Source organism: Mesorhizobium sp. M4B.F.Ca.ET.203.01.1.1, assembly GCF_004791025.1.
Lineage (GTDB): Bacteria > Pseudomonadota > Alphaproteobacteria > Rhizobiales > Rhizobiaceae > Mesorhizobium > Mesorhizobium abyssinicae.
In genome coordinates, this window is record NZ_SRUO01000021.1 from 1 (window position 1) to 13,247 (window position 13,247).

At 61.5% G+C, this 13,247-nt stretch carries 12 protein-coding genes; 2 read left to right on the forward strand and 10 right to left on the reverse strand.

The genetic code is table 11. From position 1 onward, the window contains the following. Positions 1–759 (forward strand): TOBE domain-containing protein (locus EN846_RS29590; protein WP_135858827.1); only part of this gene is annotated, 759 nt, incomplete at its 5' end. A 42-nt stretch (positions 760–801) separates the two neighbouring features. On the opposite strand, the gene EN846_RS29595 is transcribed toward EN846_RS29590, so the two are convergent. The 10 genes from EN846_RS29595 to EN846_RS29640 form a co-directional block, all read right to left on the reverse strand. Continuing rightward, positions 802–1,644 (reverse strand): carbohydrate ABC transporter permease, encoded by an 843-nt coding sequence (locus EN846_RS29595; RefSeq protein WP_127390863.1) that lies wholly within the window; start codon positions 1,642–1,644, stop codon positions 802–804. Next, positions 1,641–2,525: a sugar ABC transporter permease gene (locus EN846_RS29600; protein WP_127390864.1), complete on the reverse strand. Its 885-nt coding sequence runs from the start codon at positions 2,523–2,525 to the stop codon at positions 1,641–1,643. The genes EN846_RS29595 and EN846_RS29600 overlap by 4 nt, the downstream gene beginning before the upstream one ends. A 59-nt stretch (positions 2,526–2,584) precedes the next feature. Next, positions 2,585–3,859 carry an extracellular solute-binding protein gene (locus tag EN846_RS29605; RefSeq protein ID WP_127390865.1) on the reverse strand — a complete coding sequence of 425 codons (1,275 nt, stop codon included), beginning with the start codon at positions 3,857–3,859 and terminating at the stop codon, positions 2,585–2,587. 113 nt (positions 3,860–3,972) lie between these two features. Next, positions 3,973–5,478 (reverse strand): alpha-N-arabinofuranosidase, encoded by a 1,506-nt coding sequence (locus tag EN846_RS29610; RefSeq protein WP_127390866.1) that lies wholly within the window; start codon positions 5,476–5,478, stop codon positions 3,973–3,975. Positions 5,479–5,688: 210 nt separating this feature from the next. Next, the gene (locus EN846_RS29615; RefSeq protein ID WP_127390867.1) at positions 5,689–6,615 is read right to left on the reverse strand and encodes a transcriptional regulator; all 927 of its coding nucleotides are present in this window, start codon (positions 6,613–6,615) and stop codon (positions 5,689–5,691) included. Between the two features lie 599 nt (positions 6,616–7,214). Further along, on the reverse strand, positions 7,215–8,075 hold the full coding sequence (locus EN846_RS29620; RefSeq protein ID WP_245493422.1) for a 5'-methylthioadenosine phosphorylase: 861 nt from the start codon (positions 8,073–8,075) through the stop codon (positions 7,215–7,217). Positions 8,076–8,138: 63 nt separating this feature from the next. After that, positions 8,139–8,930: an ABC transporter permease gene (locus EN846_RS29625; protein ID WP_128346536.1), complete on the reverse strand. Its 792-nt coding sequence runs from the start codon at positions 8,928–8,930 to the stop codon at positions 8,139–8,141. Continuing rightward, positions 8,923–9,810, reverse strand: a complete 888-nt coding sequence (locus EN846_RS29630) for an ABC transporter permease (protein WP_127308666.1) — start codon at positions 9,808–9,810, stop codon at positions 8,923–8,925. Before EN846_RS29630 ends, EN846_RS29625 begins: the two co-directional genes overlap by 8 nt. Further along, a complete protein-coding gene (locus EN846_RS29635; protein ID WP_128346537.1) occupies positions 9,807–10,844 on the reverse strand; it encodes an ABC transporter ATP-binding protein in 1,038 nt (345 codons plus the stop codon). Before EN846_RS29635 ends, EN846_RS29630 begins: the two co-directional genes overlap by 4 nt. A 36-nt stretch (positions 10,845–10,880) precedes the next feature. Beyond that, entirely contained in the window at positions 10,881–11,924 is a 1,044-nt protein-coding gene (locus tag EN846_RS29640; RefSeq protein ID WP_135858831.1) for an ABC transporter substrate-binding protein, read from the reverse strand. A 215-nt stretch (positions 11,925–12,139) separates the two neighbouring features. On the opposite strand from EN846_RS29640, the gene EN846_RS29645 reads away from it, so the two are divergent. Continuing rightward, complete coding sequence (locus EN846_RS29645; RefSeq protein WP_128346449.1) at positions 12,140–13,183, forward strand: LacI family DNA-binding transcriptional regulator; 1,044 nt, start codon at positions 12,140–12,142, stop codon at positions 13,181–13,183. The last annotated feature ends 64 nt before the right edge of the window (positions 13,184–13,247 follow it).

Consider the following 13,247-nt stretch of genomic DNA (forward strand, 5'->3'; position numbering starts at 1 on the left):
ATCCGCCAGCGGATCGCCGAGGCTGCGCGTATCCTGGAGATCGAAGCGCTGCTTCACCGACGGCCGTCGCAGCTCTCCGGCGGGCAGCGCCAGCGCGTGGCCATCGGGCGTGCGATCGTCAAGGAGCCCAAGGCATTCCTGTTCGACGAGCCACTCTCCAATCTGGACGCGGCGCTTCGCGCCCGTACACGCGTTGAGCTTGCCGAACTGCATCAGCGTTTGAAGTCGACGATGATCTACGTCACCCACGATCAGGTGGAGGCGATGACGCTCGCCGACCGCATTGTGATCCTCAACAATTGCCGGATAGAGCAGATGGGAAGACCCGTCGATGTCTATGCACGTCCGGCGTCGCGATTCGTCGCGACCTTCGTCGGGTCGCCGGCAATGAACATCCTGCCTGTTACGGTTTCGGGCTCAGGCGACAGGCTCAATGCGCGCTTGACCGATGGATCGCTCGTCGAACTTCCTGGCACGCCGGCCAACATGGATTGGCGCGAACTCGGAGTACGGCCGGAATCTCTGACTGTCGTCGCTGAGGGCAATCAAACATCCGCCACGGCCACCGTTGTCGAGCGCCTTGGCGAGCGAACGCTCGTCTATGCGCGGCTCGCGGATGGGACGCAGGTGACGGCACAGGATCGCGGGCTTTCGAGCGTCAAACCAGGCGACGCCGTTCGGCTGAAGTTCGACACCACGGCCCTGCATCTCTTCGCCGCGGACGGGTCGGCCTGGCACGCACGCGCCGACGGAGACTGAACCCGCCGAGCGGGTCGTGCCCTCCGGCATCTTGCCGGGGCTCTAGCCCTTGATACCTGCCGAGAGCGTTATCGCTTCGGTCACCCGGCGCTGGAAGAAGAGGTAGGCCAGTGCCACCGGCAGGCCGGCCAGTACGGCTGCCGACAGCTGGCGCGCGTAGTAGACACCGAAGGCGTCGTTGACCTGCGTGATGCCGACCGTGATGGTCATCATCTCGGTGCGGGTCACGGAGAGGAACGGCCACAAGAACGCGTTCCACGTCCAGATGAAGCAGACGATCGACAGCGCGGTCGTTACCCCCCAGTTCATCGGCATGTAGATCTTGAAGAGGATCCCGAATTCAGACGCATTGTCCATCACCGCAGCCTCGCGGAAGTCCTTCGGGACCTGATCGAAAAACTGCTTGTACACGATGATGATGACGGGGTGGATGAGCTGCGGCAACATGATTCCGGCCCAGCTGTTGAGCAGGCCGAGGTTGGCGACCAGCACGAAGTGATTGATGATCAGCGCCGAAGTCGGCACCATGAAGGAGGCAAGGATCAGCCACCAAAGCGCGATCCGCCCCGGGAACCGCAACTGCGAGATTGCGTAGCCGCACAGCATCGAGATGAAGATGGTGATGACCGTTACGCCGACCGCGACCGCCACTGAATTGACGTACCAGGCGCTGATCTGCGTGGTGGTCAGAGCGCTGATGTAGTTCTCCAGCGTCGGCGTCTCGGGCCAGAGTTCGATGTAGGGCCGTACGACCTCGTCATCCGGTTTGAGCGATGAGATCACACCCCAGTAGAGCGGGAACGCCCAAAGGATGGCCCAGACGAGCGTCAGTGCGGTGATGATCCCGCCCCAGAAGTTCCAGCGTTGCGCAGCCACGGCGTTCATCGGCGCCGCCTTTCGGCGAACCGGAGCAGTTGGAATTGCAGGACCGAGACGACCACCACAAGCACGAAGAGGGTGACGGCGACGGCCGCCGCCCTGCCTCCCTGGTTCTGCTGGAAGGCCTTCTGGAAGACGTAGTAGACGAGCACCATATTGTCGTTCGGCCGGCCGCCGATCGAGAACAGATAGACCTGGTCGAAGATCTTGAGCTGCAGGATGAGCTGGATGGTGAACACCAGCGAGGTGATCGGCCACAGCAGCGGCCAGGTGATGCGCCGGAACGTGGTCCATCGCGTCGAGTTGTCGAGCGCCGCGGCTTCGTAGATCTCCGCTGGTATGGACCGCAGTCCGGCAAGGAAGAGGAGGATCGAGAAGCCCGCGGTCCACCAGATTGTCACCCCGGCCACAGCCGGCAAGAACCAGACGCGCGACTTGAAGACCGGCACGCGCGGGATTCCGAGCCAGTCCAGCACATGCATCGCGATCCCGAACTGGAAATTCAGCGTCCAGTCCCAGATCAGATAGACGACGGACACCGGCAGGATGTAGGGCAGGAAGAACAGCGCCAGCACGATCGACTGGAAGTGGCCCTTGAGCCGCGACACGCCCAGCGCGATCAACAGGGCGATGAGTGTCCCTGGGACGACCGTCATCAGCACGAAATAAGCGGTGTTCCAGAGCGCGCGCCGGAACATCGGGTCGTTGTCGAGCCGCAGGTAGTTGTCGAGACCAACCCACCGACCCGCGCCGATCAGCGGCGCATCGGTGAAGGAGATGCGGAACATCTGGACCATCGGATAGACGAACGCCAGCAGATAGATCGCCAGGAAGGGAGCGACCAGCACCAGCGCGACAAGACGTTCAGTGCGGGAGTTGCGAAGCATGGCTCTTCCTCAAATATGACTGGGACCGCTCTGGACAGGACGGTCCCAGCCCTTGAGCCCTACATGCTGTTCAGCTCATCCTTGATGGATTTCACCGCCTCGCCGGGGTCCATCTCTCCATTGAGGGTCGGCACGAAATAATTGGACATGATGTCGAAGATCGGCCCGGCGACACCAGCCTTGGGCGACTTCGGATCGAAGATCATGTTGGCCGTCAGCGTCGAGTAGGTCGCATTGGGCTCCATTGCCTTGTATTCAGCCGTTTCGGTGACTGGCTTGTAGGCCGGGATGTGCCCTGCCGTGGCCCAGAATAGCGAGTGCTTGTCCATCCAGGAGATCACCTCGAGGACGGCGGCGCGCTTTTCCGGGCTGATTTCCTTGCCCTTGTTCTTCGGGATTGCGAATGAATGGCTGTCCGCATAGGTGCATGGCTTGTCGAAGATCACCGGGATCTCGACGGCGCCCCAGTCGAACAGCTTGCCTTGCTTGGCGAGGTCGGTCATCGTGGGAACTTCCCAGACGCCGTTGATCATCATTGCGGCCTTGCCCGAGGTGAACAGGGCGACGGTCGCGGGATAGTCCGTATAGGTCGACTGCAGCCCGGCCTTCGTCCACCCTTGCAGGACCGCTAACGCTTTCGCCAGCTTTTCAGGATTGTCGCCGGCGAGGAACTCGTTGCCCGTCAGAAGCTCGCCGCCTTGCTGGCACACCAGCGAATAAATGGTGCGGTACATGAAGTTGCCGTCGGCGGTGACGCTGCCCAGCGGGAACTCGACGCCGGCATCCTTCAACTTCTGCAGCGTCGCGGTGAATTCTTCCTTGTTTCTCATACCCACGGGACGGCCGTCGTCGCCGAGCACGCCTGCCTTCTTCAGGAGGACGCGATTGTAGTACAGGACGATCGGGTGGGTATCGAGCGGCACCGCGTATTGCTTGCCGTCGACCGTCACGGCGCCCATCGTCGTCTGGGCGAAGTCCGAGGCAGAGAGGCCCATCTTGCTCATATCGTCGGCGGTGATTTCTTCGAGAATGTCTTGGCTCACCGCCAAGGGGATGCGGCTGGCATGATAGGTCATGACGTCAGGCGCCTCACCGACCGCGGCCGAGGTCTGCACCTTCGCGTAGAAGGGCGTGCCCCACTCCAGCGTCGTGGCGTCGATCTTGATCTTGCCGGCGTGGGCGGCGTTGAAGTCGGAGATCATCTGCTTCATGCGCACACCGTCACCGCCGCCGAGGAAATCCCACCATGCGACGGTTTCTTCGGCCTGGGCCGCGACGGCCCAAAATCCTCCGGCCGCAATCACCGCTAGGGCCATCATCTTGCGAAAGTTCATCTCAGCTCCTCCCGAGTACGGCGGTTAGATCCGCCTTGAACGTCTCAATGCTACACCAAACCGAACCACCTGCAACGGATTTTAGGGTATATATCAGATAATCGGATATTAACTTAAAGCGTCACGCGGACCATCGAGTAGGAATGCGGCGGCAAGTTAAGTGTCATTCCCTTGCTGGTGAGCGCTGCCCCGTTGCCTTTGACAGGCGATACGTTGTCCGGTGCGTCCTTCGTGTTGCAGGCCTCGAGGTCGTCGTGACGGATGATCGTGTGCTCGATGGACTTGGCGGCGAACCGCTCGAGGGCGACGTCGGCCTCTATCGCCTCGGACCCGTGCCGGTTGATGGCAAAAAAGGTCAGCGTGCCGGCGCTCGAATCGTGCACGCCTGCAATGTCGAGCCACGGCACTTTGTCGGCCGCGGCCGCGTCATAGGTAGGCACCTCGACCGCGAGTTGCAGCGCGGTGCCGCGGCCGTGCCTGGAGGCCAGCATAAATGGCCAGTAGATCGTTTGCCGCCAGGCGGCGCCGCCGGGATCGGTCATGATCGGCGCGATCACGTTCACCAGTTGCGCGATGCAGGCGATGCGAACGATATCCGACCGGCGGATGAAGGTGTTGATGATGCAACCGACCTGCAGCACGTCCTCGAAATTGTAGATGTCTTCCAGAAGCCTGGGCGCTTCCGGCCAGTCCCAGCTGCGCATGCGCTCGGCGTCCTGCTTGCGCTGATGGTACCAGACGTTCCACTCGTCGAAAGAGATCTTCACATTCCGCTTCGAGCGCGTCTTGGCCTTCACGTAGTCGATGATGCCCGCGACCGTGCCAATGTAGCGGTCGAGCTTGGCCGGAAGAGCGAGATATTCGGCCGTATTCTTCTCGTAGTTCTCGAAATACATGTGGAGGGAGATGTAGTCGACCTGCTCGTAGGTCGCTTCCAGCACGGTTGCTTCCCACTGCGGATAGGTCGGCATATTGGAATGCGACGAGCCGCACACGACCAGTTCCACCGTCGGGTCGAGGCCGCGCAGCGCCTTGGCTGTCTCGTTGGCAAGATGGCCGTATTCGCTGGCCGACTTATGGCCAACCTGCCAGGGACCGTCCATTTCATTGCCGAGACACCAGAGGCGGCAGTTCCAGGGTTGCGTGCGTCCGTTCTTGGCCCTGAGGTCGGACCAGTAGCTGCCGCCCGGGTGATTGACGTATTCAACGAACGCCCGCGCCTCGTCGAGGCCGCGCGAACCGAGATTGACGGCAAGCATCATCTCGGTGCCGGCCTTTTCGGCCCAGTCGGCGAATTCATGGATGCCAACCAGGTTGGGCTCCGTGGTGCGCCACGCAAGATCGAGCCGCCGCGGGCGGCTCTCCTTTGGCCCTATGCCGTCTTCCCAATTGTAGGCGGATACGAAGTTGCCACCGGGGTAACGGCAGATCGGCGTGTCGAGCGCACGCACCAGCTCGATCACGTCCTTGCGCATTCCCTCTTCGTCCGCTTGCGGATGTCCGGGCTCGTAGATGCCCGTATAGACCGCCCGGCCGAGATGCTCCAGGAACGAGCCGTAAAGACGTTTGTCGATATCCGCGACGGCATAGGCCGCGTTCGCCGTGACTCTGGCCTTCATGATCCCTCCCACTGCGGACTATCAATCCGACTTTCCGATTTATATCCGGGTCACGGGTCAGTTAAGGGCGGAGTTCGCCCGCCCGTCAAGGGCCTGGAGCAATTCCAGGAAAGATGTGTGCGGCTTTCCTGGAAAAGCCGTAGCGCTTTCTGTTGGAATTACGTCCAAACAAAGAGTGGAGCAGTTCGCAGTTTCCGTGAGACCGTGCCCTTAAGCCTTCAGCAGGCGCAGAACGATGTCGTTGCTGTAATTGCCGAAGCCGCTACCGAAGATGTTTATGCCGCCGGGGTGACGCGCATCTTCCTTCACGCCGATTCGTATCCGGATCGAGCGGTGCCGCTCGAGCTCCAGATCAGCCAGCGAGCATTTGGAAACCTTGTTGTTGTTGCGATAGGTGCCGTTGTTCGTGACGCGCCAGTGTGCGAGGTCGCCATATTGCGATCCGGCCAGCTTCCACCAGCCGGGCGTATGCTTGCCGCGCTTGTCGCCATAGTCGGCCGGCGCTGTCCAGGTATCTATCTCGTGTCCGTTGATCGCTACCGTGATGTCCGATGGCCAATCCTTCGATGTGCCCGGGACCTCCGACGAAAGCTCCATCGCTAGTTCCAATCCGCCGACTTTGGCATTGGCAAGCGTCGCATTGTTGGGAAACTGGTATTCGACGAAGCCGCGCGTGAACCACAGCAGCCCTGCCCGCATACGGTCAGGATCGAGAAAGGTGTCGGGCACATCGAGAAGTCCGATGACGCCGTCTTTTGAACACAGGCCGCAGGGAGCGGAAACTTCGCATCTCGTATAGAGTCCAAGCGGCATCGCCACTTCTATGACGCCGAGATCCTGCGCCGGGGTGCGGTCCTTAAAGACGACAACCAACTCGGAGAAAGTCGAATAGCAAACCTTCTGGCTTCCCTTGCGCGCCTTCTGCGATTTCGTCTCGATCAAACCGACATCGACAAGAACCTGGATGTTTGCGGAAATCGTTGATTGCGGAAGACCCAGTTCTTCGGCCACTTGATTGACGTTTTTCGGCCCCTTGCGGTGCAGCAGATCGAGAATCCGGACCCGGACCTCGCTCGCGAGGCCCTTCAACAAGTCAAGCCGCTCAAGCGGATCGACAACCATGATTTCATTCGACATATGGCCCCGCACTCGTCACACGGAGTTATGTATCAGCAGATCAGATACAAATAAAGACGGTGGCGTTATGCTCCCCTAGCGCCAATTTCGGATTCCAGGCATCCGAACAAGGCTCGCTCGCGCCGTTTCTTAGGCTAAATTGTTCCGACTGGCGGGAGGGTCGTCCCTTGCGAGAAGAGCAACGCAGGCTTGCGGCGATCTTGGCTGCCGACGTGGCAGGGGTTCCGCCGCCAGGATCTGGCTAACCGGGCGAAGAAGCGGCTGGCGATAAGTAATTGATAAACAACGACAATGGTGGGCCCGGAGGGACATCGTTTTCGACACAAAATCAATACCTTACCGGATGGTTCGCCAACCCATTTCCTTCGTATTCTCTCGTATGGTCTGGCGAACCTAGGGACTAGGAGGGCGAGGAGTTTCCCGGCAAGCGCTCGTCGCCACAGAAAACGGCTTTCGCCTTAGCACACGCGCTCTGCGAGACGCTCTGCCGGGGAAGAGCCGTGGCAGAAAGCTTTCGCGATAGATGCGGTCTCTTACTGCGAGCCGGGCACTCGAGGTGCCGATCGGCGAGGCTGAAGGAGGGTCGCTCTGGCGTTGGCTCAGAACCGGCTGGAGCGTTCCTCCGGCTGCGGCGATTTCAAGCCATGGCAGGAACATTGCGGATCGACCGGAAGCCGGGCGGCGGTTTCCAGCGCAACCCGCGAGGCTGTCATGGACAGGCTCGGCAACACGTCCTGCTGCAGCAATTCCTGGCGATTACGGTCCATATAGTCATTGAAGGCCGCCGTAACGAACGCCAAGGGCACGAAACAGGCGCCGATCTCGCGCGACAAGGTGGCTTCGGGGGCAATCGAATGGTTGAGCACGTCGGCCCCCATGCTTCGAAACGCCAAGGCTTCGGCCGGGCTCGTAAGACGCGGCCCGTAACAGTGGGCAGCCACCAGCTGCTGTTCGATGCCATGAACGCGGCATTGCGGCGGCCAGTGACGGCGCGCGGTTTCGACCAGAACGGCCGCGCATCTTGGGCATACGATCTGCTTGCCGGAACAGTCGAAGCTCTGGCGGCCGGGAAGCAGTGAGAACGGGGTCTGCGTCAGCTCGATGATATCGGCGTTCACCACCATGTCGCCGGGCTGGATCGCCTTGTTGACGGCACCGATGGTCGAGCAGGCCAGGACCTGGCGCACACCCGCGTTCATCAATACCCAAAACGCACGGCGATGGCAGGAATGGTCGATATGGTCGCGGGGGTTGCCATGCGAATACATGCACAGCGCCTGTTTCGTTCTGCCTTCGGCGGTAATCGAGGCATCGAACTCGATCAGCTTCCAGTTGTCAGTGCAGCCGAAAGGCGTCTCGAAGCTGATGTCCCGCCGCAAGGTGCGCACGCCATCGACTTCGACATCTTCGGGAAAGGCCAGCCCCCAGTTTGCAGAACCGGTGATGATCGCCAGCCCCACCTTGGGGATGTCTGTCTGATGGTCGGCTGCGATAGGATTGCTTGGCATGATTTCCGGTCTCGGTCAGGATTTCTGGCGAAGCGTCACGATCAGGATGACGGCCACGACGATGGCGGTCCATAATGTCGAGATCGTCGCGATGGTTGGATCGATCTGATCGCGCAGCGACAGGAACATGAGCTTCGGCAGCGTGCTGTTGCGGCCGCTGGCGACGAAGATCGAGATGACGGATTCGTCGAGCGAGGTCAGGAAGGCCATCAACGTCGCCGACAACAGGCTGATCCTGAGTTGCGGAACGATGATACCGCCAATGGCTCTGGCCCAGTCGGCGCCCAGGCTGCGCGCCGCCTGGACCTGGTTCCAGTCGAACCGGGCAAGAGCGGGCACCAGCACAATACAGGCGACCGGGATAGCCAGCACCACGTGGCCTACCAGCACGCCGAACAGCGTTCCGACCAGGCCCTGCGCCGCCAGCACGAAGAAGAGGCCGATCGCAAGCAGGATTCCCGGCACGATGGAAGGGGTGAGCAGAACACCCTGAATGGTCGCCGCGGCCCGGCCGCCGAGCCTGTTCGTCGAGATGCAGGCCAGCAGCGCCAGCGGCACGGCAATCGCCGCCGTCAAAGTGCCGAGGATCAGGCTGGTCCTAAGCGCGTCCATCCAGGTGGCCGACCCGAAGAAATTCTCATACCAGCGCAGCGAGTAGGCGCGCGGCGGGAACTCGAGCAGGTCCGACGCCGAAAAGGAGAGCGGCACGACGACAAGTGTCGGCAGTATCAAGAACGCCATGACAAGCGCGGCAAAGCCCCACAGAGCGACGCGGGCGAGCCTGTTGTCCGGATAGGCCTCAAGCATGGGCCGCACCCATTTTGTTGTGTGCCATCAGCCGTCTTGCCGTCAGGAACATCACCGCGATCAGCGCCATGAGCACGAGGAGCAGAATGCCCAGGACGCTCGCCGAGCCCCAATCCTGGAAGGTCGACAGCGTACGCTCGATCCGGATGGAGAGCGGATTCACCTTGCCGCCGCCAAGCACCGCGGGGGTGATGAAGAAGCCGATCGTGTAGATGAAGACGAGGATCGAGCCTGAGAAGATGCCGCCGGCCGAAAGCGGCAGAATGACCGTGCGGATCACTTGCCCGAGCGTGGCTCCCATGCTGGCGGCGGCGCGAGTGAGGTTTGTGTCGATATCGCGCATCGCGGCGTAAACGGGCAGCAGAAACAGCGGCAGCATGTAGTGAACCATGCCGATAAGCGTGCCGGTGAAGTTGTAGACCAGCGGCAATGGCTCCGCGGTCAGGCCTGAACCCGTCAAAGCCGCATTGATCAGGCCATCGCGCCGCAACAGCACGAGCCAGCCATAGGTGCGCACCAGAATAGAGGTCCACAATGGCAGCATGACGAAGGCCATCAGCACGTTGGCCACCCTCGGCCGAGTGCTGGCCAGAGCGAGCGCCAGCGGAATGCCGAGAATAATGCAGACCACCAGCGTGCCCAGCGACAGTTCAAGGGTCGTGGCCAAGGCCGACCATGTCAGCCCGCTCGACAGCACCTTCTCGTAATTGCCGACGGAGTATTGGCCCGCCGTCGTCAGGAAGGATTGCCGGACGATCCAGAGGAGCGGCAGTATCGCCGCCAGCCCAACGATGAAAAGCGCCGGAAGCGACAGCGAAAGGAAGAAGCGCCGCTCGCGTCGGCCATCCGCGGCGAGCGCGGGATCGGCGGCGACGCTCACGCCATTGCTCCCGGCAAAACATGAACTTTTTGCGCCGGCGCATAGACGGTCACCCGCTGACTGGCGGCAAGCTCGACGCAGCCACCGGCCAGGGCCGCCGGAATGCAGACTAGGATTTCCTGCCCGCCGTCAAGCGCCAGCGTCAAAAGCCAGTTCTCGCCGCGAAATGCCTTGGCGCGCAGTGTCCCGTCGAGGGCAACTCCGTCGCGTCCGGCGAGGCTCGCGTCGAGATGCAGGCTTTCGGCGCGGATCATCAGCGTCTCGCGCGGCGCGTCGGCGCCATCGATCCTGCGCGCTAGGCCCGGGGCGATAATGTTGGCTTCGCCCATGAACTCGGCGACGAAGCGTGTCGATGGGCGGTCATAGATGTGCTGCGGCGCATCGATCTGCTGGATGCGGCCGGAGTTCATCACCGCGATCCGGTCGGACATGGTCAGCGCCTCGCGCTGGTCATGGGTCACATAGATGGTGGTGATCCCGAGATCATCGTGCAGGCGCCGGATCTCGTACTGCATGGTCTCGCGCAGATTCTTGTCGAGCGCCGACAGCGGCTCATCCATCAGCATCACGCGCGGCTCGAAGACGATCGCCCTCGCCAACGCCACACGCTGGCGCTGGCCGCCGGACAGCTCGCCGATGCCACGCTCCGACAGACCGTCAAGTTTCACGCGGGCCAGGGCGTCCAGTGCCCGCTGACGCGCTTCCGCCTTCCGTCTCCTGCGCAGCGCCAGCGGATATTCGACATTGGCGAGGACGTTCATGTGCGGAAACAGGGCGTAGTTCTGGAATACGATGCCGATCTCCCGCTTGTTGGGGGCAAGGCGAGTGATGTCGCGATCCCCCAACAGGAGCTTTCCGGAATCGGGCCGGACAAAACCGGCCAGAGCCATCAGCAAAGTGGTCTTGCCCGACCCGGAGGGGCCGAGCAGCGTCAGGAATTCACCGGCCCTGATGTCGAGTGAGACATCGTCCAGCGCGACGTAAGACCCATAGGCCTTACGCACACTGTCGATGGTGATCGGAAGCGATTTCATCATGCGCTCCGTCGTTGCATCTGATGCGCTGGAGCGTCAGCGGCTGATCATTTCATCGAAGGCCTTTTGCGCGGCTTCGCCGTTCTTCAGCCACCAGTCGGCATTCGAGAACACCGAAGTGCCGGCGTTTTCGGGCGCCGTCGCCAGGGTCTTCAGACGGTCCTTCGGAATAAGGCCTCCTTCATAGGCGGCAGGGTTGACCGGCCCGTAGGCGATGAAATCGGTGAGCTTCGCCACCCGAGCGGGTTGCGTCATCGCCGCGATCAGCTTCATGGCCGCGTCCTTGTTCTGGGCGCCCTTCGGCACACCGAGGCAGTCCGTGCCGATAACGGAACCCTTGAACGTATAGTCGACGGCGCCGCCATCCGCCTTCACGGTCTGGGCTCTTCCGTTCCAGGTGACAACCAGATCCGCTTCGCCGTCTTTCAGCAGTTGCGCCGACTGCGCGCCCGAGGTCCACCACACGGAGACGTTTGGCTTGATCGCCTCGATCCGCTTGATGGCGCGCTGCAGCCCTTCCGGGGTGCTGAGCACGGAATAAACGTCCGCCGGCGCCACGCCGTCGGAGAGCAGCGCGATCTCGATCAGGTCCTGCGCGTTGGCGCGCAAGGCGCGACGGTTCGGGAACTTGGCGACATCCCAGAACTCCGCCCAGCTTTTCGGCGGGTTGTCGCCAAGGGCCTTGGTGTTCCACGACATGACGGTGCCGTAGGAATCGAAGGGATAACAGTAATCGGACTTTGCGCCGGCCGGCACGGATTTGGGATCGATAATCTTGTAGTCGAGCGGTTCCAGCAGCGACTGCGCGGCCGCCTGTGCGCCTTCCGGCGAGCTGAGATGGATGATGTCGGTGGTGACCGCGCCCGAGGTGACCTGCATCTTCAACGCGGCAAGGCCGTCGCTCTGCGTCTCTTCGCGGACCTCATAGCCAAGCTCTTTTGCAGCGGGAGCCCACATGGCCTCCTTGATGGCATTGCCATAGTCCCCGCCTGCGGTGGTGATGGTGACCGTTTGAGCATAGACGGGCAAGGCAGCCGAGACTGCGATCACCGCCAAGGAAATGCGTGGTAGCCAAGACATGGATTTTCCTCCTCCAGGATTCATCAAAGCGTCGATTACGTGCCCATTTTAGGAAATCGTAACGTTACGATTGCAGCGAAACGGCATTGAGTCAAGCGGCTTTACGGCGGACATTTGATAGTGGGGGGCGTCGGATTTGACCGTCAGGTCGAATCCGGTAACGTTACGAAGCGCAGCAAAATCAGCCGACGCATTCGCAAATCAAGTCGGGCGACATGGCCAATCTAAAACAGATCGCGGCGGAACTTTCTCTTTCGGTGACCACCGTATCGCGCGCTCTGAAGGACGGTCCGGAGGTGCACCCCTCGACCGTGGCGCGGGTCAAGGAGGTGGCCAACCGCGTCGGCTACGTGCCTGATCATCATGGTCGCGCGCTCAAAACCGGACGGACCATGACGCTGACGGCGGTGCTGCCGATGGAGACGAGCGATTACCTGTCCGATCTGGCCAAGCTTCCCCTGATCGAGGGCATGACGCTGGCGGCGCGGCAAACGGGCTACAGCCTGTCCATATATTCCACCACGCCCGACGATGATCCGGTCGAAAGCATGCGGCGCCTGTTGCAGGCGCGCAGCGCGGACGGGCTGATCATCACGCGCATGGTCTCGGGCGATCCGCGCATCAAGCTGCTGCTCGACCAGGGCATTCCGTTCGTCACCTTCGGCAGAACCGATGTGGACGCCGCCTATCCCTATGTCGATATCGACAATGAGCAGATCGCCTATGACGCGACTCGACGGCTCATGGGCAAGGGCTGCCGACGCATAGCGCTGCAGCTTCTCGTGGCGAAGGACCAGGCGAGCGCCGCGCGGCTCAAAGGCTATCAGAGAGCGATGGCCGAGGCCGGCCTTCCGATCGACCAATCGCTGATCGGCCACGGCACGTTTACGATGGAATCGAGCGCAGCCTGGTTCGATCGGCTGCTGGCGTCGTCAGATCCGCCAACGGGCCTGGCGTGCGCCAATGAACTGGGCCTGCTTGGGGCGCTGCACGCGCTCGGCCGACGGGGCCTTGAGCCGGGCCGAGACGTCCACATCGTCACTCGCGACAACACGCGTCTGTCGCGCTTCCTGCCGGCGAATATCGGCGTTCATTCCATAGACATGGCAGCCGTCGGGCACAAACTGATCGAGCTGCTGGAGGACCGGATCGCCAATCCGCTTGGGTCGGTCGCGACAGTCTTGTTTGAAGGTGAGTTCGACCCTGGCGAACAGGTCGGACCAGAAGAAGTGGGAGTAAGTCAAATACTCAAAAAGTGAAAAGTGAAGATCCGCATTGCCCTGACAATTATCGGTGACTGGGCCGAACGGCGCGCAGATCCGG